The organism is Streptomyces sp. NPDC050535 (genome assembly GCF_044457665.1).
Taxonomy (GTDB): domain Bacteria; phylum Actinomycetota; class Actinomycetes; order Streptomycetales; family Streptomycetaceae; genus Streptomyces.
The window spans coordinates 109,010-132,835 of sequence record NZ_JBITHE010000014.1; the positions used below are offsets into that span (position 1 = coordinate 109,010).

A 23,826-nucleotide genomic window follows, 5' to 3' on the forward strand; every position below is an offset into this window, starting at 1 on the left:
GTGACAGGTCCGTGGTGTTCACGAGGTCGAGGGGCTCGGTCCGGTGTACGGCATTGACGGGGTAGCCGGTTCGACGATCTTGCCATTGCCCTTGGTGCGCGCTGTACTTGGCGCCCGGTTGCCGGCACTTTCAGCCCGGGTGTTTCCCAGGGTTCGCGACGGGTTGATGTCGACCCGTCCCCGGTCCGTACGCCTGTCGTCCACTCCGGGCGGAGGCCCCATTCGTCGTCTCAGCCGAACCGGAGGATGCGCGGCGCGAAGGTGCCCTCGGGCCCGGCGGCCCTGCCGACCGACCACACCGTCTCCGTGCCCGGCACCAGTGCCAGTTGCAGCACCGAGGAGTCACCCTCCCCGGCCACCGCCGGTTCGCTGTACTCGGTGAACGACTGTCCGTCCCAGGCAAGGAAATCCGGCCCGGGGACCAACGGCGGAGAGCTGTCCGGCGGCCCCCACTTCTGCGAGCGGGCCACCGAGACCCAGCCCAGCGCGCCGGACGAGGCGGGGGCCAGGGAGTTGACCGAGCCGAAGTCCGTGGGCACGGTCACCTGGCTCCACGCCTGCCCGTCCCAGCGGACCAGCAGTGGCGGAATCGGCCGGCCCGGCGGGCCACCGACGAACCCTGCCGTGCCACCCGCCCACACCTCTGTCGGCGAGACCGCCAGCACGCTGCTCACGGACGACCGTGGGAACCCGTCCACGATCGTCTGCTGCCACGCCTGCCCGTTCCAGTGCGACACGGCCGCACCCGAGAAGGTGGCGCCCGCGGCCCAGACGTCGTCGGCCGCCAGGATGTGCAGGCCGGACACGGATCCCGGCGGTACGGGCACATCCCGCCAACCACGCCCGTCCCAGCGCAGCAACACCTGCGCGCCGTCCCGCGAACCGATCAGCCAGGTCTCACCGCCGCCGGCGACGGCTTTGGTCAGCGCGACTCCGCGCGGCGGTCGGCTCTCGGACCAGGCGACGCCGTCGAAGCGGAGCAGGTGGGTGGCGCCCGCCGAGTCGCGGCCGACGGCCCAGACCGCGGTCGGTGTGGAGGCGGCGACGGACAGCAGCTCTCCCTGCCAGCCGATGCCGGGCAGACCTTGACGCTGCCACGTGGTTCCGTTCCAGCGCAGCACCAGCGGGAAGCCCGGCGCCTCGCGACCGACGGCGTCCGCGCCCACCGCCCACGCCCGGTCCGGCCCGAACGCCACGGCCTCGTTCAGGCCGGCCTGTGGGCGTACCTGTGCTGGGACCGGAACGTGTTGCCAGGACAGGGACTCCGCCGCGGCCGAGGGCATCAGCAGGATGGTCAGGGCGACAGCGAGGGCCGCGAGGAGAAGTCGGCGTGCCATGGTCAGCCTCCCAGCCGCTCGCTCATCAGGTTTGGTTTCGAGCCGTAGATCTCGACGGTCCCGAAGGACAGCAGGGAGGACCCCGTCCTCGCCAGTGCTCGCGGTTTGACGTCGATCGCGTTCGTGCGCAGCGGGCCGTAGGAGAAGGTGGTGCGAGAGCCGTCCACTCGCGCGTACTTCGACTGGAACGCGCGGTCGCTGATCACCGGCAGCCACAACGCGCCGTCCGGGCCTCGCACCATGGCCTCGGTGTAGGTGTCACCCAGCGGTGGGTAGGTGGTGCGCCAGGCGTGCCCGTTGAAGGTCATCAGGTAGGTGCGGGCCACGCCGTCGGTGTACTGGCTGCCGCCGATCGTGACCCGGCCGGACGGTTCGAGCATGATCGTGTGCACGTTGCTGTCCGGCGGCAGCGACACCTTGGCGTCACGCCACACCGTGCCGTCCCAGCGCAGAATGGTGGTCCCGGTGTTGGTGTCCGCCCAAGCCCAGACATCGGTGGCAGTACGAGCGGTGATCCCCATCAGGAACAGCACACCGTCCGGGGTGGACTGTGTGGTCCAGCCGGAACCGTCGTAGTGCAACACCTTCAGCCCTGTGTCGTCCTCACCGACCACCCACGCGGCACCCGGAACCGCGGTGAAGTCCTGGTAGGTCCAGAGGGTTTGCGGCAGTGGGACGGCACTCCACCTCCCCGCCGACCGGCGCAGGATCTCGCCCGCTCCCGCGCGGTTGTGGAAGATCCACACCTCCTCGCCGACGAACTGCACCTTGCCGAGCCAGCCCAGCTCATCGGCGCCGGGGAAGGTCGTGTCCCGGCTCCACGCCCCGCCGTTCCACCGGTACAACATCGGCCGCAGCCCATCGGCGGCCTGCTCGTACCCGGTTGCCCACGCCTCGCCCGGCCCGCGGGCGGCGAGATCGGACACGGTCACCGGCGGGGCCGCCGCCGGCACCGGCAGCGCCGACCAACTCGGCGTCACAGCCGCGGCCGGCGACACCAGCGTGGCACACGCGATCACAAGGCAGACGATGACCGCACGGAGACCGTTCACGAGACCCCCCAGGGCACGAAGGTCGCACAGGCTATGGGCGTTCACCCACCCCTGAACAGACGTCATTCGGCCGATCGCGGCTTCCTCTGGATGCCCGCCGTGCGGTGAGAGTCCAGGAGCCACGAGCCCCGATCGTCGTCCAGGTCGGAGTTGCTTAATCGCTTTTCGCGTGGAGCCATCGAGGGCTAGTGTCCACGTGCGGTGAGAGACCTACGAGGAGTCGAATACATGGTCGGTCGTCCAAGCGCGCGTTGACGTTGCAGGCCGTGATCGGCCCGTCATCGCGTGCCGCCCTTGATGCTGCGGCACAGCGAGCCTTCTCCTGCCTGAACCGTCGGCGCACCGTCGTGTGCCGCGTATCGGGCCTCGTTGTCGGCAACCCGAGGGATCCCCGTGCCGTCCTCATCCTCCGCCGTATCCGATTCCGGTCGCCCTGTTCCCTCAAGGCTGTGGCGGGACCCCTCAAGCCTGTGGCGGGACAATGACTTCCGCAGACTCTGGGTCGGGCAGACGGCCTCGCAACTCGGTGAACACGCGGGCCTGGTGGTTCTTCCGCTCTTCGCCGTCCTGACGCTCGACGCCAGTGCCGGCCAACTGGGTTTCCTGCGAGCCGGTGGCCAGATGCCGATCCTGCTGCTCTCACTCTTCGTCGGCGCGTGGGTGGACAGGTGGCGGACCCGCACCGTGATGGTGCTGGCGGACGTCGGCCGCACCCTGGCACTGGGGGCCGCCGCCGTGGCCGGCCTCTTCGGCTGGCTCGGCCTGCCCGCACTGTTCGTGGTCGCCTTGACCGTCGGCGCCCTGTCCGTGTTCTTCGACGTGGCATACCAGGCGTCTCTCGTGCGGCTGGTGCGACGAGATCAACTGGTACGGGGCAACAGCGCGCTCGAGGGCAGCCGGTCCGCGGCTCAGATCGGCGGTCCCGCCCTCGGCGGTGCGCTGGTGTCCCTGCTGTCGGCGCCGGTCGCTGTGGCCTCCAGCGCGCTGTTCTTCGCGCTGTCGTTCCTGTCGATCCGTCGCATCCGGCGGGTCGAATCGGTCCCGGAGCGCTCGGGACGTCCACCTCGGGTGTGGCGGCGGATCCTTGAGGGTCTCCGTTTCGTCGTCGGCGATACCTCGCTGCGGGCCGTGTGCCTGGCTTCGGCCGCCTTCCAGTTCTCCTTCGCGGCCGTGATGACCGCGTATCTGCTCTTCCTGCCGCGGGAACTCCACCTGTCCGGCACCGCCGTCGGGCTGGCGCTCGCGGCGACGGGACCGGGCGCGCTCCTGGGCTCCGTGCTGGCCGCCCGCCTGCCGAACCGGTTCGGGTACGGCCCGGTACTCGTGACCGCGGCGGTAGTCGGCGATGGCGTGTTCCTGTGCGTACCGGCGCTGCACGGCCCCTCTGCGGTGACCGTTCTCGCGCTCCTCGTGGCCAACTTCGTGTTCGGGGCCGGCGGCCAGCTGGTCAATGTGGCGGTCATGGCCGTCCGGCAGACCGTCACTCCGGACGGGATGCAAGGCCGCGCGGCCGCGACGATCACGTTTGTCGGCATGGGGCTGTCCCCGCTCGGTTCCCTGCTCGGCGGATTCCTCGCCGAGGAATGGGGGGCGCGCACCAGTCTCTGGGTGACGGCCGCAGGCATGTTGTTGTCGCCGGTGGTGATGGCTCTGTCCCCGCTCGCCCGCCTGGGACGGACGATTCCGGTCCCGAGGACCTCGCCGCCGGCGGCTGGCCGTTCCGAGGTTCACGAGTCCCGCAGCCGCCCTTCGGATGACGTCGAGTGACCGCGCCTCAGGACCTCGGTGAAGGACACACGCTCAAACCCTCTCCCGCTTCCCGACCTCAACACGGCAGTGGTGATTGACGAGTTCCGCGGGTGAACTGCGGCCGAGCGAGAGCTGATCCGCACACCTCCTGTACAAAGTTCGTTCGTCCCCCGTACGCCTTCTCCGTATCTGATGGCGGACGGTCGTGAACGTGGCGGGGTGCGATCCCGTGTGGTCCACTGCCGTCTGCACGCTTCGGTGCTTCAAGAAGACAACGTTGTCTTCCGGCAAGGCCGGACGGTGCGTGCGCATCGCGACGCTGGAGACCTTTGTGCCCATCAGATCCCATGCCCTCACACCCCGCGCGATTCCTCCGAGACCCGCCCGACGGCGTCGCCGGCCACTGCGCGCGGCGGTTGCCGCGCTGCTCGCCGGGGCGCTCGGCTTCGCCGCGCTGGCGGCCGGCGGCACGGCCGCCGCGGTGCCCGGGGCGACCACGTCCGCTGGATCCGCGGGAACATCCGGCGGCGCGGACTACACGAAACTCGTCGACCCGTTCGTGTCGACCGCCGGCGACGACGGCAACGACCTGCCGGGCGCGCAGGCGCCCCACAGTCTGGCCAAGGTCAACCCGCTGACCACGCCGAACCGCAACCACACCGGGTACGACTACAACGAGGACCACATCGCCGGGTTCACCGCGACGAACCTCGACGGCGTCGGCGGCTCGGGAGGCGGCGGCGACCTGCTCGTCGTCCCGACCTCCGTGCGGTACGACAGCCGCCCCGCCACCAGCACGTACGCCCACGCGTACAGCCACGACGACGAGACCGCGACGCCCGGCTACTACCAGGTGGGCCTCGGGGCCCTCTCCGGCACCGGATCGTCGGTGACGCAGGACTCCGGCACCATCAAGGCCGAGACGACCGCGACGACGCGCACGGCGCTGGAGCGGTACAGCTTCCCCGCCGGGGCCGACCCCGAGCTCGTCCTCGACCTGGCGAACAACTTCACCAGCCGTACCCGCTCGACGATGAAGGCGACGACGCTCCCGGACGGGACCACCTCGATCACCGGGCTCATCGCGGGATCGTTCAACGGCGCCTCGTACCAGCTGTACTACGCCGCCACCACGAACGTCCCGGTGACCTCCCTGAGGAGCTGGGGCAGCGACGGCAAGCTGGGCGACGCGACCACACAGGACGGCACCGACACCGGCGCCGTCCTCGGGTTCGACAAGTCCGCAGGGGACGACATCGAACTGCGCATCACGCTGTCGCCGATCAGCGCGGAACAGGCCGCGACCGATCAGCGGAACGAGGTGGGCCACCTCAGCTTCGACCAGGCGCGCGCGCAGACGAAGGCGGACTGGAACCGAGCGCTCGGCGCCGTCGCCGTGCGCGCCTCGGCGAAGTCCGACCCCGGGTCGACGCTCACCAAGGAGTTCTACACGCACCTGTACCGCATGTACGCGCTGCCGGTGAACGCCACCAGTACCAGCGGGACCTACCGCGGCGCCGACGGAGCGGTGCACAAGGCGAACGGCTTCACGTACTACGACGGCTGGTCCACCTGGGACGACTTCCGCAAGTACTCCGTCGAGGCCTACATCGACCCGTCCACCTACCGGGACATGGTGCAGTCGCTCATCGTGCTCTTCGCCGACGCGCGCGCCTCGGGCAAGAGCCTCGGCAGCCTCACCCACTCTGTCCCGACCGTGCGGTGGGAGCGCTCGGCCGTGCTGGTCGCCGACGCGTTGTCGAAGGGGTACAAGAACTTCGACCGGCTCGACGAGGCGTACCCGGCGCTGTTGTCGTACTCCGGCTTCTACACCGGGGCGCAGCTGCGCCAGGGATACGTCACAGGGGATCCCGGTACGACCGTCCAGCGCGGCTACGACCAGTGGGCGCTCTCCGTCATCGCCGACGCGCTCGGCGAGAAGGCGGACGCGAAGAAGCTGCGTGCCCAGTCGACGATGGCGATCGACAACCTCGTGAAGTCCGATGCCTGGACCGCGGCCGACGGCACCGAGGTCGGTCTGCTCACCCCGCGCGCCTCCGGCGGCGACTGGCAGAGCGCCGACTACGAGAAGTTCGAGGCGGCGGGCCTCTACCAGGGCACGCTCTGGCAGTACCACTGGTACGACGCGTACGACATGGGTGGCCTCATCAAGGCCATGGGCGGCGAGAAGGCCGGCAAGGCCGCGGTCAAGCACATGTTCGGCGAGGACTCCGGCGTCGACGACGGCTCGACCATGCTGCACTCCAACGCGAACGAGATCGACCTGCAGGCTCCCTACCTCTTCAACTACGTCGGTGAGCCGAGCCTGACGCAGAAGTGGGTCCGCGCCATCTACACCGGCACGACCTGGAACCGCTACATCGCGACGGGCTCGACGAACGAAGCCCCCAGCTCCGGCGGCCAGTTCACCCCGCCGGTCAGGACCCAGGTCTACAAGCTCTCCCCGAACGGCTTCCTGCCGACCATGGACAACGACGCCGGCACCATGTCGACCATGTTCGTCGCCGCCGCCCTTGGCCTGTTCCCGGTGACCGCCGGCTCCAGCCAGTTCCAGATCGGCAGCCCGTTCTTCGACTCCACGACGATCACCTACGCGAACGGCTCCCGGTTCACGGTGAAGGCCGACGGGGTGTCGCCGAGCGACTACTACGTGCAGAGCGCGACCCTCAACGGCTCGCGGTTCACGAACACTTGGCTCGACTACTCGCAGATCGTCTCCGGCGGAACCCTGGACTTCACCATGGGCTCCAAGCCCTCCCAGTGGGGCGCCCACACGAAGCCCGCGTACTCGCTGGACACCGACTCGGGCGACACGGGTGACGGTGGCACGGGAACGGAGAAGGGCGACACCGTCGTCTCCGCCCGCCCGGACACCGTCGACACCGCCGCGGACGGCACCGTCGACGGCAGCGTGAAGCTCACCCTGTCCGGCCCGGCGTCCTTCGCCGCCCGCAAGGGAACCAGCCTCACCAAGAACGGGGCGGCGAGTGTGACCGGCCTGCCGGACGGTGTCACGGCGGACCTCCGCGTCAGCGGCTCGCGCACGGCGACGCTGTCACTCGCCGGCACCACGAAGGTCGACGCACGCTTCGGCATCACGTTCCGCGACGCGGCCTTCGCCCACGGCGTTCGCGCCTCGACGGTGAGCGGCACCGGGATATCCCCGACCGACCCGCTCCTCATCTCCGCCGCCGCGTTGCAGCGCAAGGCACTTGGCGCGCTCGTCGACCAGGCGTCCCTGGTGCGCAGCGGCAACTACTCCGATGGCTCCTGGAATCTGTTCCGCTCGGCGCTCGAACGCGCGCGGACCGTCCTCGCGGACACCACCTCCCCGACGGGCACGATCATGGCCGCGCACGACGTGCTGCGGACCGCCATCGACGCGCTCACCATCGACGAGGGCGGCTACGCCGTTCTGCAGGCCGAGGACCCCGACCAGATGGAGGGGCCCAGCCTCGTCAAGGAGGCGTACTACTCGGACGGCGACCTCGGCGGCGTCACCGAGGGAGCGTGGGAGCGGTACACCAAGCTGGACTTCGGCGGGGTCGCGCCACAGAGCATCTCGGTCCGCTACGCGAACGCGCAGGCGACGACCGCGAATCCGAGCAGCGTCGACATCCACGCCGGCGCCGCCGACGGCCCCGTCGTCGCCACCGTCTCGCTTCCCGGAACCGGCAGTTGGCAGAACTACACCACGGTGCAGGCGGCCGTCACCGACCCGGACGCCCTGCTGGACGCGAAGAGCGCGACGTTCGTGTTCCACGCCCCGTCCGGCCAGCAGTGGGTGTCGAACTTCGACTGGTACCAGTTCTCGCCCAACGAGGCTTCCTCGTCCCCCACGACCACGCTCGCCACGCTGACCGCGGCCAACAGCACCACGACCGGCGGCGGCTCCGTCCCGCTCAGCCTCTCGAACGGCATCTTCGAGAACGTGACGAACGGCGCGTGGGCGCAGTGGAAGGACACGAACCTCCGCGACGGCGCCGACACCGTAACCGTCCGCTACGACAAACCCCAGTCGCGCGCGGCGTCGGACTCGCACATCGAACTCCACCTCGGTTCGAAGGACGGCCCGAAGAGCGTCGACATCCCCCTCGACTACAGCGGATCGGGCTGGGGAACCATCGCCACCACGACCGTGCAACTTGACCCGGGCGTCTTCACCGGCGTCCAGGACGTGTACGCGGCCTTCGTCTCCAGCACACAATCCGCCTCCCAGCCCTACGTGGGCAACGTCCACTCGCTGACCCTGTCGCAGGACGCCGACGCTCCCGTGGGATTCGACGCCACCGCGTTCCGTTCCCACAGCGGCGGCGGGCTCAAGAGCGAACCGGTCGGCTGGACCGGCGCGGGCTCCACCACCGACCTCGGCGGCACCTACGACGGAGCCTGGATCGACTACGGGGACATCGACTTCGGCAGCTCCCCGAAGAGCACCGTCACGATCACCTACGTCAACAACTCCGCGCGCTGCGGCACCGGTTCCGCCGTCCAGCTCTACCTGGACTCCTTCGACGCGGCCAACCCCGGCACGCCGTACGCGACCGTGCCGCTGCCCGTCACGGGAAGCGCGTGGTCGTCAGGAGGGACGACGAGCCTGACGCTGCCCAAGTCGATCACCGGCACGCACGCCGTCCACCTGAGGCTGACGACGAGCCCGGACTCCTCGCACCCGTACGTCGCGAACCTGGGCCGGATCACCTTCGACCACGTCGACACGCCCGCCGTCACGGACAAGTCCGCCCTGCGGAAGGCGATCGACAAGTACGAGGGACTCTCCGGCGACGCGGAGCGCTACAACGCGATCGACTTCGGTGTGTACCTGCGCGAACTCGCGGCCGCACGCACCCTCGTCGACGCCGACGGCGCTACCCAGCTCGAAGTCGACACACAGACCCGCGGCCTCACCCTGGCCGCCAACCAGTTGATCCCTCTCCCGAGGCTGAAGCTGGAGGACCTGGTCGCGACCGCGTCGGCCCTCGACAACTCCCGTTACACGGACACATCGTGGAAGGCGTTCACCGGAGCACTCGCCGCGGCGAAGACCACGGTCGCGGACGACACGTCGACGGACGCGACCCTCACCGCCCGGTACGACGCCCTCCGCCGTGCCCTGTCCGCGCTCACCACGAAGCCCAGGACGGTACCGGCCGCGCCTGACGCCGTGTCGGCGACCTCGTCCGGCACGAGCCTGACCGTCGCCTGGTCCGCACCCAAGGACTCCGGCGGCTCACCGGTCACCGGCTACAGGATCGCCCTCAGCGACGGCCACCAGATCAAGATCGACGATCCGGACAGCCGGAGTGCGACGTTCACCCCTCTGCGGGCGGGCAGGTCGTACACGGCACGCGTCCAGGCGGTGAACGCCGTCGGAACCTCCCGCCCGAGCGCCGCCACGGCACGCGTGGTGACCGGCGGCGGCAAGCCGCAGACGCCGGCCGTGACGGGTGTGCTCACCGACGGCAAGCAGGTGCGGGTCACCTGGCGGGCGGCCGGCGACGGCGGATTCCCGGTCATCGGCTACACCGTGGCCCTCGACGACGGAACCACCGCGCACCTTCCCGCCACAACGGACACGGCCCTGCTCACCACCGGGAGCAGGGCGAGGGCGCACACGGCCACCGTGACCGCGGTCACCCTGGCCGGAACCTCGGACGACCCCGCCGCGACCAACTCGGTGACCTCGTCGGCGGACGCCTCCGACCCGACGTACGTGCCGTCGCCCTTCCCGGACGACACACTGAACGCGGCCTACCCGTCGGACAGTTGGCCGACGACCGGCGACGGTACCGACTACTTCGACGGCCTGCTCAGCGGTATCGGCGACCTCGACTCCGGCATCCTCGGCGCCAACACCAAGGTGCCCCACGGCACGCCGCTCACCGCTGAGAACGACCAGATCGCCGTGGGCGTCAACAACGCGGCGACGCAGAAGGAGGTGGACCGGGCCGAGGTCGACGCGACCAACAGCGCCACCGTCACGATGGCCGACGGGCTCGGCTCCCGGCTCGGCCGGATCTACAGCGACGCCCTGAGCGGCGGCGAACTGCCCAAGACCAGCGCACTGTTCTCCCGCGTCACGAAGGGTCTCGACAAGGTCGACGCGGCCAAGAACCACTACGGCTACCCGCGCCCGTACGTGCGGCTCGGGTTCGTCGGCGACGGCGGCGACATCTACGAGTCGCAGGACGGCTCGTACAGCGGCCTCAGCACCAGCGGCTCGTACCCGAGCGGTCACACCTACGGCGGCTACGAGGCCGGGACCATCCTCGCCACGCTCCTGCCGGAGCTGGCACCGTCGATCCTCGCGCGCACCTCGGAGTACGGGGACAACCGCATCGTCCTCGGATTCCACTACCCGCTCGATGTCATGGGCGGCCGCATCACCGCACAGGCCACCGTCGCGCACCGGTGGGCGGACCCCGACTTCGAGAGGCTGCTGACGCAGGCCCACACCGAGATCGAGAACGTGCTGCTCGCGCAGTGCGCGCGGGAGGGGTACGGCGACACCCTCACGGCCTGTGAGGGAGACTCCTACGCCGACCTGAGCACGGCGCAGCACGTCGACCTGTACACACAGCGCCTGACCTACGGGTTCTCCCAGGTGGGGAAGGCCGGGCGGACTCTCAAGGCGCCGTCCGACGCGGCAGCCCTGCTGATCACCGCCTTCCCGGATCTCACCATCGAGCAGCGCAAGCAGATCCTCGAGCAGACCGCGACGGACTCGGGCTATCCGCTCGACCTCACCGCGGACGGCGAGGCGAGCTGGCAGCGGATCAACCTCGCGGCGGCGATGGCGGCAAACGTGGTCGTCGACGCCGACGGGTCGGTCAGGGTGACGAACCACTCGGACGCCACGAAGGCCAGTGTCGCCGAGGCCAAGGCGATCACCGTGGGGGGCGCCGTGATCGACGGGTTCGATCCGGACGTGTCCACGTACGTCGTCGACTGGCCGAAGAACGCGCGGATCCCGGCGGTCTCCGCCGTGCCGGCCCAGTCCGGCGCGCGGGTGAAGGTCACCGACGGCAGTTCGGTCCTCTCGTCGACCGGCTCCCGGTTCATCACCCGCACCATCAAGGTGACTTCCGCCAACGGTGCGGTCACCCGGACCTACGCGGTCGGGTTCCAGCGTACGGACCGTGACGACCGGCCGGTCACGGCCGGCGGTATCGGCGCCGCCGGAGGATCCGGCCTGTTGCCCCTTACCGGCCTGGGGGACCTCGGAACAGGCGGCGCCGGACTCTGGTCGCCGGCGTGGGCGGAGCCCGGATGGAACCCCCGGGCGCAGGGGACGAGGTGACCTCCGGACCAGCCGGGTCGTGCGTGATCACCACAGGATCCCGCTGACCCTCGGAGGACGCACGTACTGCGGGCGACGAACGGCCCCTCCGGGTGAACCACGACGGTTCACCCGGAGGGGCCGACCGCGTCACGGCACCTCGACAACACCGGTCAGGATTCGAGAAGCGCCGGTCACCGAGCCGCGGCTAGCTTGAATGCCATGACCTCCATCGATTGCCTCACCATCGAGGCGGCCGACCCCACGGCCGCCGAACGCTTCTACACGGACGCCTTCGGCCTGGACAAGCAAGTACGTCTGCGGGCCTCGGAGGAGCCGACGTCCGGCTTCCGCGGGTTCACGGTCTCACTCGTGGTCTCCCAGCCGTCGATCGTCAACGGCCTCTTCGCCGCCGCCCTGGCCGCCGGCGCCACCGAGCTGAAGCCCGCCAAGAGGTCGTTCTGGGGCTACGGCGGCGTCGTACAGGCCCCGGACGGGACGATCTGGCAGCTCGCGAGCTCGTCGAAGAAGGACACCGGCCCGGACAGCCGGCAGATCGACGAGATCGTTCTCCTGCTGGGTGTCTCGGACATGGCCGCGACCAAGCGGTTCTACGTCGAGCGCGGCCTCGCGGTCGCGAAGAGCTTCGGCAGCAAGTACGTCGAGTTCGACGGCTCGGCGAGTCCCGTCAAGCTCTCGCTGTACGGACGTCGAGGCCTGGCCAAGGTCGCCGGAGTCCCGCCGGAGGGCAGCGGGTCCCACCGGCTCACGATCGGCGGCGACGCCGGGACCTTCACCGACCCGGACGGGTTCACGTGGGAGCCCGCGGCGTGATTCTCCGGATCTCCGCCGACAACTCGGCAGGCTTGTCCGGAGAGCGGGACGCGGCCGGCAGGGGCTTGGTCGTTCAGGACAGGAGCTCGACGTACCCGTCGCTTCCGTGCACGCGGATCCGCTGCCCGTCCCGGATCAGCCGGGTCGCCTGATCCACACCGACGACAGCCGGCAGGCCGTACTCCCGGGCGATCACGGCGCCGTGGGTCATCAGGCCTCCAACCTCCGTCACCAGACCCGCGATCGAGACGAACAGCGGTGACCAGCTCGGGTCCGTGAAGGTCGTGACCAGGATGTCGCCCGCTTCGAGATCGGCCTCCGTCATGTCGAGGACGACGCGTGCCCGGCCCTCGACGGTCCCGGCCGAAACCGGGAGGCCTATCAGGGCGCCGGGCGGCACGTCGTCGCGCCGGTACGCGCCGGTGACGGCCTCACCATCCGATGTCAGGACCCGGGGCGGTGTGAGCGCTTGGTACGACCTGAACGCTTCCTTGCGCTGCTGGATGAGCGGGCCATCCACCTGGTTCGAGCGCACGACGTCGTGGAGTTCCTGGAACGTGAGGTAGAAGACGTCCTCCTGCTCAGGAAGCACGCCTGCCTGTACGAGGCGCTCGGCCTCCTCCAGCAGGGCCTGCTTGTAGACGAAGGAGCGGCTGACGATGCCGTACTTCGGGTACTCCCGGTACCCGATGAAGGCCCTGACTTGGTCGATCTTCAGCTTGGCCTCGTCGGCCTTCCGGTCCCCGTCCGGCAGGGCCCGCAAGCGTGCCAGCACGTCCTGCTCCTTCTTCAGCGCCTTCTGCCGCCCCTGCTCGAAACGCCGCTCGGCTGCGCCCGGTTCGAAGTTCCTGACGTTGTCGAGGATCGCGGGCACGAGCGTGGTGGGGCGCTCGCGCCACCGTGGCCTCGTGATGTCGATCTCGCCGACGCAGCGCATGCCGTACCGGTCGAGGTACGCCTCGATGGCGTCGCGCACTTCGGCGCCGCCCGCGAGCTTCGCCAGCTCGTCAAGGAAGCCCTCGCCCTCGACGCCCCGCAGGAACGCCACCACCTCCGGATGCGGGCGGACGACGTCCGCGACGTCGAGCAGTGCCAGTCCCATCTCCGACGTGACGTTGTCGGGGGCGGACAGCGTCAGCGTGTCAGCCGCGTTCTTCTCGCCCAGCCACTCCCGCAGCTTGTCGTTGAGCCACCACGTGGCCTCCATTCCCGCCATGATCGCCTGAAGGTTCAGCGGATCACCGAGGATCCGCTTGTGCTCCTCGAAGGCCTCCAGCAGGTAGTCGAACAGCGCCGGTCCGGTCTTCGTCCGGATGTCGCGCTGAAGAGCGGCGACGGACGCCTGGCTGCGCTCGATCAGCTCGGAGACGATGGCCGGATCGGGCTCGGTCGGGGCGGACGCGCCCCCGGCCGGCGGCCTGCCGGGACCCGCGTCCGGGAGCGACGGGACGAAATCGTCGCGTTCGAGGACGGTCTCCAGCGCGTCCCTGATCAGCGGATCACCTCTCCCCACGACCTCCAGCAGGCCCGCGCGGCTCGCGGGCGAGGCCAGGCGCCGGGTGACGTCGACGAACAACCGCCCACCGGCCTCGTGCATCGGCGCCATGGCCGTCAACTGCCACACGGAGATCCCCAGGGGCTTCATGGGGTCGGTCATCATCTGCTGATGACCGACGGAGAGGTAGACGTGATTCTCCTCGTCGCCGGTCTCGGGGACGGGGAACAGCGTCGTGATCGGGCGGCTCTGAACGATCTGGAAGTCATCGTCGACCAGGCACCATTCGATGTCCTGCGGGCGGCCGAAGTGCGCCTCGATCCGCCGCCCGAGTTGCACGAGCCGCACGACCTGAGTGTCCGTCAGCGCCGGCTGCTCCTGCCGCTCCGAGTCGATCGCCACTTCCCGCGTACCGCCGGCCGGGAGGGCGTGAACGGCCCGCTGTTTGGCGGCGACAGCCTTGGCGACGACTTCGCCGTCGCGCACCTTGAAGACGTCCGGGTTCACCAGACCGGAGACCAGCGCCTCGCCGAGGCCGAATCCGGCGTCCACGGTGGCGACCTTCCGATTGCCCGTGACGGGGTCGGCCGTGAACAGGACGCCGGCCGCGTGCGGGAAGACCATCCGCTGCACGACCACGGCCATGTGGACCGTACGGTGGTCGATTCCGTTCCGCTGACGGTAGGTCACGGCCCGCTCGGTGAACAGCGAGGCCCAGCACCGGCTGACGTGCTGGAGGATCGCCGTCGGCCCCACGACGTTCAGGTACGTGTCCTGCTGGCCGGCGAAGGAGGCCGTCGGCAGGTCCTCCGCCGTCGCACTGGACCGGACGGCATAGGCGGCTTGTTCGCCGAGCTGGGCGAGCGCGCCGGTGACGGCCGCCGCGAGATCGCCCGGGACGGCAATCCCCTCGATGGTTCGGCGAATCCGCGCACTGAGCGTGCGGATCGCCTCCCGGTCGTCCGGGTTCGAGCGCGACAACTCATCGAGCCGATCGTCGATCGACGGCACTTCCGCCATGATCCGCCGGAAGGCGTCCGTCGTCACACAGAAGCCCTCCGGCACGCGAATGCCCTCGATCCGCGACAGCCCGCCCAGGTGCGCGCCCTTGCCGCCGACGACAGCGGCCCGCGTCTCGTCAACGTCTCGAAGACCCGACACGTACTGCTCCGTCATCGCGACACCTCCGAGGCAGCCGTGCTCCGTCGCACCGCACCGGCCGATCGGATCACCGGCTCCTCCAGCTTTGTCGAACCTCTTGCCGGGCACGTCCTCATCGTCGTCGTGCTCCCATTTCCGCAGGTTGTGGTCTCGGCCGACGATTCTGCGCCGCGACAGGGGTCTTGCCGCAAGCCCCCCAGTGCGCTATAGCTTGAGAGTGGCAAGGAGAGAGTTCTCCTTGCCTTTGTCTTTTGTCGGCCCAGCTCAGCGGGAATCCACGGCCCACGTCGCCCGGCCATGGGTCACCACCGGGGTCGAGGGCCGGTCGCGCCCATGGATTTGAGTAGCCGAGATCATCGGTCGGACGCCCCGGTGAACTCGCGTTCCCGCGCGGTCTCCGCCGCGGTGGCCGCGAGCCCGCGTGTGGTGCGGCGCAGCAGCGGCGGGGTGATGACGGAGGTCACCACCGCGACCAGAACAACGACGGTGTAGGAGGCGCTGGTCAGTACGCCGAGGCTGAGCCCGACCGAGGCGACGACGATCTCCACGACGCCGCGAGCGTTCAGCCCGACGCCGATGGCCCGTGCTTCCTGGCGGGGCAGGCGCCCGAGCCGGGCCCCCAGATAGCCACCGGCGAACTTGGCCACGACGGCCACTGCCAGCGTCCCCGATCCCGCGAGAAGTACTGTCCGGTCGCCCAGGGTGGAGAGGTCCACCTGAAGTCCCGCGCTGGCGAGGAACAGGGGGGCGAGTGTCGACATCACGAAGATCCGCATGGAGTCCAGGGACTTCCGGCTCGGCGTACCCAGGGAGCCCACGACGATGCCGCACAGGAAGGCACCCAGGATGGGTTCCATGCCGAGCGCGTGCGTACCGGCGGCGGACAGCATGATCATGATGGTGATCGCCGAGACGCTGACCTCCGGAGCGGCCGACCGCTCGGCCAGTCTCAGCGCCAGCCGTGCCAGCGGCCGCGCGAGCAGTAGGGCGAACGCCAGCACAAGGAGCAGGTAGGCGACCGACTCCAGGACCACACCTGCGCGCAGCCCCCGGGTCACCATGGCGGACACGATCGACAGCAGCAACCAGCCGATGATGTCGCTGATCGCGGCCGAACCGACGATGAGCTGGCCGACGTTGCGGTGCAGCAGACCCATGTCGAGGAGGGTCTTGGCTATGACGGGCAGTGCGCTCACGGCGACCGCGACACCGATGAACAGTGCGAAGGCGGGCCGGTCGGCGTTCGCCCCCACCATGGAGTCCGGCAGGAGGAATCCGAGGCCGAACCCGAGGCCGAGCGGCAGCAGGACGCTGCCCAGACTGACGAAGCCGATGGCCGTCCTCTTGCTTTGGAGCAGTGCCAGGTCGACATGGGCTCCGGTGATACCGACCAGCAACAGCACGCCGAGTTGTGCCACGGCGGCCAGCAGATGCGCCTGGTCCATCTCCCGCGGCAGCAGCCAGTCGGAGGCGGCGGGCAGCGCGTTCCCGAAGATCGACGGCCCGAGCACCACTCCGGCAGTCAGTTCACCCACCACGGGAGGCAACTGGAACCGTGCCGCCACCCTGCCAAGTGCCAACGCGACCGCCAGTAGGACGCTGACCTGCAACAGGAAGATCAGCATCTGGTGGCTGCTGATTCCGGGGACGGGCCCTGCTGCCAACGTCATGACGTGTCCTTTCTGGAACTCATCTCCGTCCCGGCGAACGAGGACCGCAGCGGGTAGAGGTCGTCCCACGGATTAGCGGATGGGCGCGCTGGAGCAGAGCCGGCTCGTTGAGGCAGAGGCCGGTCCATTTCGGCATGGGAAACGCGGTCATGGGGAAACGCGGTCACGGCGGGGGCGGGAAAACATCCGTCGGTCGTGACCTTCGAGTCGTCGAGCTGGTCCCGCGATCATGCAATCATGCGGAAACGGTTCCTATTTCTGATATCGGGCGCAGCGTGCCCTCTGCCGAGTTGCTCCGCCACGTGCTGCGACTGGGATACGGGCCGTGCGCGCAGCCGTCAGCTCGGGTTGAGGGCCGGCGTTTCGCGCCTGGACAACAACCCGTCCGAACGGTCATGGATGGCAGGTCGATCGCCATGTTCCCAGGGCAGAGTTGTCTTGTCGACAAGGCCTCGGAAGGGAATGGCCGCGACGCGTCGCGCCCGTGGATTTCCGGATACATCCATGAGACCTGGTGATACGGCGAGAACGTGGAAGTGGGGTGAGGCCTCGCACTCGCACCGCCCCGGCGCAGCTCCCGCCGATGGCGTGAGGACGACCCTCGACTCCACCGTGTTCAGGCCGCGACGACACCTCCTGTGAGCCTCAACTCACCCTTGTCGGCTGGCTGGACCGGTACGGGCACTCCAGGTCCCCTAGCTCACGATCCTGCGGCGCCCGGCGGGCCGGCGGCGAGCGCCGCGGCTCCCGATGGCCGGATCTCGACATCGCTTCCGCCCCCATAGTCCAATTAGTTACTTATTAACCTATGCGTTTATGCCACCGTCTTGACGGGTGCCGTAGCGGAGTGCACCCTTACGTTAAGAAAGTTTCCCCATCCGTCGGGACATGACGGATTCCGAGGGTTAGCGCATGAGTGTGTCGGTGCACAGCAGAGACGGCATTCCTCCTTCAATCAGCGCAGTGCTCACATCAGAGGTCCGTCAGATCAGGGATCTGACGAACCGGAACGTTGCGGTATAACCCCGTTTCCTTCGTGTGTTCACTTCTTCTATTCTCCTCCGCCACTACTTTCACGGCTGCGACAAGCGCGGCGCTTCACTGCGCCATTATTGCGATGCAAAAAATGTCGTCGGGGACGGGCATATCGGCATAGAACCGAGCGCTGATACCCCTCTCTTGAGCAATTCAAAACGAGACGTGACCGAGAGAATCTGGGGCGGGCCATGAAGGCGGCCGATGTGCTGATCAGCGGTCTGGGATCTTTTCTGCCGGACCGGGTGCCTATCGGATGGGCGGTCGAGCGGGGACTGATCGACCGGATCGCCGCAAAGGAATACGGAATCACCAGTGTCACCGTCGCGGGTGAGATTCCCGCGCCCGAGATGGCGGTGCGGGCATGCCGGCAGGCGCTCGAACGGGCCGGGCAGGATCCCGCGTCCCTCAGCCTGCTGCTCTACGTCAGCGTCTGGTACCAGGGCCCCCACGGCTGGTGTCCGCAGTACTACGTGCAGCGGCACATGGACGCGGGACAGGCCACCGCGGCCGAGGTCAGACAGGGCTGCATGGGCATGTTCTCCGCCCTGGAACTCGCGGCGAGTCATCTCATGGCCTCGGCCGAGCACGAGGCGGCTCTGGTCACCTCCGCGGACAACTTCACCTCGGAACTGCTGGAACGCTGGCGTTTCAGTCCGCACTTCGTGATGGGTGACGCCGGCTCCGCCGTCGTCCTCAGCCGGCGAACGGGTTTCGCCCGGCTCAAGTCCGTCAACGCGGTCACGCTTCCCGGATACGAGGCCATGCACCGTGGGCCCGAGCCCCTGTTCCCACCGGGAGCCGGCAAGCCGGGCAAACTCGACTTCGGCGACTCCAAGGACCGCTGGCTCGACGGCCCGGACCGGGACCCGGCCGGCCCCCTGAAACTCGTGGCCGCGCAGGACGAACTCATCAGCCGCACCCTCGACGAGGCCGGAATCACGATGGACGACGTCACCCGCGTCGCCTACGCCAACGGGTCGCGCGAACGCGTCGAAGGACGCGCGATGATCCCCCTCGGTCTGCCGATGTCCCTCTCGACCTGGGAACAGGGGCGCACCGTCGGCCACATCGGCGCCAGTGACCAGGTGGTGGCGCTCGAACAACTGCTGCTCTCCGGCGAACTGCGGCGCGGAGACCACTTCCTGATGCTCGGCGTGGGGCCGGGGCTGAACATCGCGTGCGCCGTGATCGAGATCGTCGAGACCCCGCCCTGGTCAGCCGCCCATCCGGCCACCGCTTGCTGAAAGGCGTCTCATGGACTTCAGCCGGAGCGCTGAACAACAGGAGCGGTACGCGCGGATGAGCGCGGCCGCGCGGGAACTTTCCTCAGCCTCTCCCGCTGCCGGATTCAGCCGGGACTCCTGGAAGGAGACGGCCGGCCTCGGACTGCTCGGCGCGGCCGTACCGGAGGAGCACGGCGGCGCGGGCTTCGGCGCTCTCGACACGGCCCTCCAGTACGAGGCCGCGAGCGAGGGCGGCGCGGACACCGGAATGCTCTTCGCCGCGGCGGCCCATCTCTTCGCGTGCGTCCGGCCGGTGCTGGAGTTCGCACTCCCGGAAACCCGTAAGGCGCTGCTTCCCGCCCTGTGCGCGGGAGAGCTGATCGCGGGGAACGCCATGACGGAACCGGAGTCGGGATCGGACGTCTCCCGACTGGCGACTCTGGCCACCAAGGTCGACGGCGGATATCTCCTCGACGGGACCAAGAGCTTCGTCAGCAACGGCCCGGTCGCCGATCTCTACGTCACCTATGCGACCACGGATCCGGACGGCGGCTACTTCGGTTCCACCGCGTTCGCCGTGGACCGGGACTCCTCCGGCCTGGTCGCGGGAGCGCCGATGGAGAAGTCCGGACTGGCGGCCTGCCAGGCCGGCGAGGTCCGGTTCACCCGGTGCTTCGTGCCGGACGACCGGGTACTGGGAAGCCCTGGGCAGGGGCAGTTGGTGTTCCAGACGTCGATGCAGTGGGAGCGCTCCTGCCTGTTCGCGATCTACCTGGGCCAGCAGGAGCGTCTCATCCAACGATGTGTCAGCCACGTACGGCAACGGCGGCAGTTCGGGAAACGGCTTGCCGACCTGCAGCCGGTCGCGGACCGGCTGGCGGACATGAAGGTACGGCTGGAGAGCGGACGGCTCCTCCTCTACCGTGCCTGCGCCGAGATCGACACCGGTCAGGACCCCTCCCTGTGGGTCGCCATGGCGAAACTGGCCGTGTCCGAGGCCGCGGTCGCCACCGCGCTCGACGCCGGCCGGATCTTCGGGGGCCGCGCCTTCCTGACTGAGTACGGGATCGAGGAGCAGGTGCGTGACGCCCTTCCCGCCACCACCTTCTCCGGCACCTCCGACATCCAACGCCAACTGATCGCAAGGGGGCTGGGATTATGAGCCTCTACAGTCTGGTGGTCGACGCGGCCGCCGAGACGCCGGACGCGCTCGCGGTCAGCGACCTCGTCACCGGCTTCAGCTACGGCGCGCTGGACGCGCGCGCCGACGCCTACCTGACCGCGCTGCGCGGACGCGGTGTCCGGCCGGGAGACCGGGTCCTGGTATGGACCGACAAGACGGCCGAAGCGGTGGCCATCGCCCAGGCGGTGTTACGGTGCGGCGCGATCCACGTTCCCGTCCCACGGGGCAACCCCAGGGAGCGGGTCGCCCGGATCGCCGCGGACGCCCGCCCGGCGCTGATCGTCACGGACCACGGCGAACGCGTCACCGGCGCCGACTGCGTACCCTGCGCGGACCTCCTCCGGGAAGCGACGTACAGCGCGGACGTCGCACACCATCCGGTTCGGCCCACCGACCCGGCGTACATCCTCTACACCTCGGGGTCGACGGGGACGCCGAAGGGCGTCTGCCTGAGCCACCGGAACGCGCTCGCGTTCGTCGACTGGGCCTGCCGGGAGCTGGACCTCACCGCGGCCGACCGGCTGTCGAACCACGCCGCGTTCAGCTTCGACCTGTCGGTCTTCGACCTCTACGGAGCCTTCAGGGCCGGCGCGTCGGTGCACCTCGTCGGCGAGATGCTCGCCCAGGCCGCGGAACCCCTGGTCGACTTCCTGCTGGAACGCCGGATCACCGTCTGGTACTCGGTCCCGTCCGCGCTGGTGCTCATGGCCGAGTACGGCGAACTGCTGGAGCGCGGGCCGGGAGCACTGCGCGCGTGCGTCTTCGCCGGCGAGCCCTATCCGCTGAAACAGCTGAAGGACCTGCGCCGAGGGTGGCCCGGCGTCCGGATGCTCAACTGGTACGGCCCGACGGAGACCAACGTGTGCACCTCGTACGAGGTGACGGCCGCCGACCTCGCGCGCACCGCGGCCGTCCCGATCGGATCGCCCGTCGCCGGAGACGCGGTGTCGCTGGAAGACGGCGAGATCCTGGTCGACGGCCCGACCGTCATGCTCGGTTACTGGGGCGGGGAGCCACAGGCCGGTCCGTACCGTACCGGTGATCTCGGCCGGTACGACGCCGACGGTCTGCTGGAGTACCGGGGCCGGATCGACGACATGGCGAAGGTCCGCGGCTACCGGATCGAGCCGGCCGAGGTGGACGGCGTACTCGTCGAGCACGAGGCGGTGCGCGACGCGGTGGTGCTTGTCGTGGGCGACGGTCTGGACGCGCGGCTGCACGCCTTCGTGGTTCCGGAGAACGGCCGTACGCCCGAACTCGCGGAGCTGCGACGGCACTGCGCGGTGCACCTGCCGCCGTACATGACCATCGACGCCTTGCACGTCGTCGGAGGCTATCCCCGCACCTCGAACGGGAAAGTCGACCGCACCGCGCTCGGCGGGCTGCCGGCACGGGGAGTCGGCGCATGACCGGCACGGCCTGGGACGCCTTCTGGTCGACGCTCCCCGCCGAACCCGGAGCCGCACTCTGGGACTCGTCGCCCGAGCTGACCGCGGCGCGGCACCTGCCGCTGTTCCGTGACCACGTCGACCCGTCGCTTCCGCTGGTCGACATCGGGTGCGGAAGCGGTCGGCAGACGCAGTGGCTGGCGCGGCACTTCCGGCGGGTCGTCGGACTCGACATCGCCGAGGCCGCGGTGCAACTGGCCGCCGCGTCGCATTCGGCGCCCAATGTCGCCTACCGCAGCGCCGACGTGCTCGACCGCAATACCGCGGCGGCTCTGCGCGCGGAGTTCGGTGATGTCAACGTCTACATGCGCGGGGTGCTGCATCAGCTCGCTCCGGACGACCGCGAAAGGATGCTGACGACGATCAGGCTCCTGCTCGGCGAGTCCGGGGTCCTGTTCGCGCAGGAGCTGACCGAGCGCACCGGGTGGTACGTCGCCGAGCTGCTCGCCGGTGGCGCGCGGCTGCCGAAGACAGCCGGACTGGCGGCCCACTTCGAGTTCGGCGCCCGCGTCGCCCCCACCCACGACGGGCGCTTGCGGCTGCTGTTCGGCGGCAGCGGCTTTGACATCGTTGCCGACGGCGACATCCCTCTGCACACCACGGAGCACACCCCCGACGGACAACCGCTGGAACTGCCGACGAGGTACATCGTGGCGCGTGCATCGGCACGGCTCTGACACCTGGAGGAATGATGACGGACCTTGATCGCGCCACACTGCTCGACGAGCTGCTCCGCTACGTGCGAGAGGAGCTCGTGACGGGCACGCCGGCCGAACTGATAACCGCGCAGAGCCAGTTGCTGGAGATGGGGGTGCTGGACTCGGTCCGCACCGCACGCCTGCTGGCACACATCCGCACCACGTACGGCATCCGCGTTCCGCCCATGCACATGACCGGTGAGCACTTCCGCACGCTGGAGACGATCACCGACCTGATCACGCTTCTTCGCTCGCAGGCCGCCTCCCTCTGACAGGAGAACAGATGACTCACGACTACGACATCGGCATCATCGGCGGCGGCCCGGCCGGTTCCACCGCCGCCTCCTACCTGGCCAAGGCCGGCCTGTCGGTCGCCGTCTTCGAGAGTGAGTTCTTCCCGCGGGAACACGTGGGGGAGTCGCTGGTCCCGGCGACCACGCCGGTGCTGCTGGAGATCGGCGCAATGGACAAGATCGAGGCGGCGGGCTTTCCGCGCAAGTACGGCGCCGCGTGGACGTCGGCCAACGCGGACGGAGTGGACCCGCTCGGTTTCCAGGTCAGCGACCACGGCCTCGGAGCGGCAGACGTGCTGTTCAACGAACGCGATCAGCTCGGCGTCGACCGCGACCACACCTTCCACGTCGACCGCGGCCGGTTCGACCACATCCTGCTCAAGCACGCGGAGAGTCTCGGTGCGAAGGTGTTCTCCGGAGTACGGGTGCGGGGCGTGGACTTCGCCGACCCCACCCGTCCCCTGATACGCGTCGGACTCGGCGGGCCGACCGCGGAGGTGGCGGTGCGGATGGTCGTCGACGCCAGCGGACGCGGCACCCTCCTCGGGCGGCAGCTCAAGGTCAAGGTGCCCGACCCGGTGTTCAACCAGTACGCCGTGCACAGCTGGTTCGAAGGGCTCGACCGGGAGGCACTGGCGAACAACCAGAACCAGGCCGAGTACATCTTCATCCACTTCCTGCCGCTCAGCGACACCTGGGTGTGGCAGATCCCGATCACCGACACGATCACGTCGGTCGGGGTCGTCACCCAGAAGGCCAGGTTCAGGGAGGGCAAGGACGATCTCGAAGGCTTCTTCTGGGACTCGGTGGGCAGCAGGCCCCTGCTGCACGACGCGTTGAAGGGCGCCGTGCGGGTCCGCCCGTTCAAGGCCGAGGGCGACTACAGCTACGGCATGCGCAAGGTGTCCGACGACGGAATGGTCATGGTCGGTGACGCCGCCCGGTTCGTCGACCCCATCTTCTCCAGCGGTGTCAGCGTCGCCATGAACAGCGCCCGACTGGCCTCCGCCGACATCATCGCCGCCGCGAAGGCCGGCGATTTCAGCGCCGGCCGGTTCGAGAACTACGTGACGAAACTGCGGCGTGGCGTGTCCAGTTGGTACGAGTTCATCTCCATCTACTACCGCCTCAACATCCTGTTCACTGCCTTCGTCCAGGACCCCCGCTACCGGATCGACGTCCTGAAACTGCTGCAGGGGGACGTCTACGACGAGCAGGAGCCGGTCGCCCTGACGGCGATGCGCGACTTCATCGCCGCCGTCGAGGCGGACCCCGACCACCTCTGGCACCCGTTGCTGGGAAAGATGAAGGTGTCCCTCAGCTCCCGGGCGCTGTTCTGAGCCCG

General features: G+C 69.1%; 13 protein-coding genes. 9 read left to right on the plus strand and 4 right to left on the minus strand.

What is annotated here, in order from left to right; genetic code table 11:
• Positions 1–230: 230 nt before the first annotated feature.
• Both ACIBLC_RS28155 and ACIBLC_RS28160 read right to left on the minus strand, forming a co-directional pair.
• Positions 231–1,337 (minus strand): hypothetical protein, encoded by a 1,107-nt coding sequence (locus ACIBLC_RS28155; RefSeq protein ID WP_399214036.1) that lies wholly within the window; start codon positions 1,335–1,337, stop codon positions 231–233.
• Positions 1,338–1,339: 2 nt separating this feature from the next.
• Entirely contained in the window at positions 1,340–2,389 is a 1,050-nt protein-coding gene (locus ACIBLC_RS28160) for a hypothetical protein (RefSeq protein ID WP_399214037.1), read from the minus strand.
• A gap of 447 nt (positions 2,390–2,836) precedes the next feature.
• On the opposite strand from ACIBLC_RS28160, the gene ACIBLC_RS28165 reads away from it, so the two are divergent.
• The 3 genes from ACIBLC_RS28165 to ACIBLC_RS28175 all read left to right on the plus strand — a co-directional run bounded on the left by ACIBLC_RS28165 (position 2,837) and on the right by ACIBLC_RS28175 (position 12,272).
• The gene (locus ACIBLC_RS28165; RefSeq protein WP_399214145.1) at positions 2,837–4,156 is read left to right on the plus strand and encodes an MFS transporter; all 1,320 of its coding nucleotides are present in this window, start codon (positions 2,837–2,839) and stop codon (positions 4,154–4,156) included.
• A 313-nt stretch (positions 4,157–4,469) separates the two neighbouring features.
• Positions 4,470–11,459, plus strand: coding sequence for a glycoside hydrolase domain-containing protein (locus ACIBLC_RS28170; protein WP_399214038.1), 6,990 nt, complete (start codon positions 4,470–4,472; stop codon positions 11,457–11,459).
• 201 nt (positions 11,460–11,660) lie between these two features.
• Positions 11,661–12,272, plus strand: coding sequence for a glyoxalase (locus tag ACIBLC_RS28175; RefSeq protein ID WP_399214039.1), 612 nt, complete (start codon positions 11,661–11,663; stop codon positions 12,270–12,272).
• A gap of 73 nt (positions 12,273–12,345) precedes the next feature.
• Here ACIBLC_RS28175 and rph read toward each other — a convergent pair whose 3' ends face one another.
• On the minus strand, positions 12,346–14,943 hold the full coding sequence (gene rph / locus ACIBLC_RS28180) for a rifamycin-inactivating phosphotransferase (RefSeq protein ID WP_399214040.1): 2,598 nt from the start codon (positions 14,941–14,943) through the stop codon (positions 12,346–12,348).
• 338 nt (positions 14,944–15,281) lie between these two features.
• Positions 15,282–16,598: a cation:proton antiporter gene (locus ACIBLC_RS28185; RefSeq protein WP_399214041.1), complete on the minus strand. Its 1,317-nt coding sequence runs from the start codon at positions 16,596–16,598 to the stop codon at positions 15,282–15,284.
• A 1,226-nt stretch (positions 16,599–17,824) separates the two neighbouring features.
• Between ACIBLC_RS28185 and ACIBLC_RS28190 the strand changes: the two genes are divergently transcribed.
• From ACIBLC_RS28190 to ACIBLC_RS28215, 6 genes are read left to right on the plus strand one after another with little or no spacing between them, the layout of a single operon-like run.
• Positions 17,825–18,880 (plus strand): ketoacyl-ACP synthase III family protein, encoded by a 1,056-nt coding sequence (locus ACIBLC_RS28190; RefSeq protein WP_399214042.1) that lies wholly within the window; start codon positions 17,825–17,827, stop codon positions 18,878–18,880.
• Between the two features lie 10 nt (positions 18,881–18,890).
• A complete protein-coding gene (locus ACIBLC_RS28195; protein ID WP_399214043.1) occupies positions 18,891–20,021 on the plus strand; it encodes an acyl-CoA dehydrogenase family protein in 1,131 nt (376 codons plus the stop codon).
• On the plus strand, positions 20,018–21,451 hold the full coding sequence (locus ACIBLC_RS28200) for an AMP-binding protein (RefSeq protein WP_399214044.1): 1,434 nt from the start codon (positions 20,018–20,020) through the stop codon (positions 21,449–21,451). Before ACIBLC_RS28195 ends, ACIBLC_RS28200 begins: the two co-directional genes overlap by 4 nt.
• Positions 21,448–22,167, plus strand: a complete 720-nt coding sequence (locus ACIBLC_RS28205) for a class I SAM-dependent methyltransferase (protein ID WP_399214046.1) — start codon at positions 21,448–21,450, stop codon at positions 22,165–22,167. Before ACIBLC_RS28200 ends, ACIBLC_RS28205 begins: the two co-directional genes overlap by 4 nt.
• A 14-nt stretch (positions 22,168–22,181) precedes the next feature.
• Complete coding sequence (locus ACIBLC_RS28210) at positions 22,182–22,460, plus strand: acyl carrier protein (protein WP_399214048.1); 279 nt, start codon at positions 22,182–22,184, stop codon at positions 22,458–22,460.
• Positions 22,461–22,471: 11 nt separating this feature from the next.
• A complete protein-coding gene (locus ACIBLC_RS28215; protein WP_399214050.1) occupies positions 22,472–23,821 on the plus strand; it encodes an NAD(P)/FAD-dependent oxidoreductase in 1,350 nt (449 codons plus the stop codon).
• Positions 23,822–23,826 lie beyond the last annotated feature (5 nt).

Excerpts from the sequence above, each read along its gene's own strand:
- ACIBLC_RS28155 (WP_399214036.1), bottom strand. The coding sequence starts at position 1,337 with ATGGCACGCCGACTTCTCCTCGCGGCCCTCGCTGTCGCCCTGACCATC.
- ACIBLC_RS28175 (WP_399214039.1), top strand. The coding sequence starts at position 11,661 with ATGACCTCCATCGATTGCCTCACCATCGAGGCGGCCGACCCCACGGCC.
- rph (WP_399214040.1), bottom strand. The coding sequence starts at position 14,943 with ATGACGGAGCAGTACGTGTCGGGTCTTCGAGACGTTGACGAGACGCGG.
- ACIBLC_RS28185 (WP_399214041.1), bottom strand. The coding sequence starts at position 16,598 with ATGACGTTGGCAGCAGGGCCCGTCCCCGGAATCAGCAGCCACCAGATG.
- ACIBLC_RS28190 (WP_399214042.1), top strand. The coding sequence starts at position 17,825 with ATGAAGGCGGCCGATGTGCTGATCAGCGGTCTGGGATCTTTTCTGCCG.
- ACIBLC_RS28195 (WP_399214043.1), top strand. The coding sequence starts at position 18,891 with ATGGACTTCAGCCGGAGCGCTGAACAACAGGAGCGGTACGCGCGGATG.
- ACIBLC_RS28200 (WP_399214044.1), top strand. The coding sequence starts at position 20,018 with ATGAGCCTCTACAGTCTGGTGGTCGACGCGGCCGCCGAGACGCCGGAC.
- ACIBLC_RS28205 (WP_399214046.1), top strand. The coding sequence starts at position 21,448 with ATGACCGGCACGGCCTGGGACGCCTTCTGGTCGACGCTCCCCGCCGAA.
- ACIBLC_RS28210 (WP_399214048.1), top strand. The coding sequence starts at position 22,182 with ATGACGGACCTTGATCGCGCCACACTGCTCGACGAGCTGCTCCGCTAC.
- ACIBLC_RS28215 (WP_399214050.1), top strand. The coding sequence starts at position 22,472 with ATGACTCACGACTACGACATCGGCATCATCGGCGGCGGCCCGGCCGGT.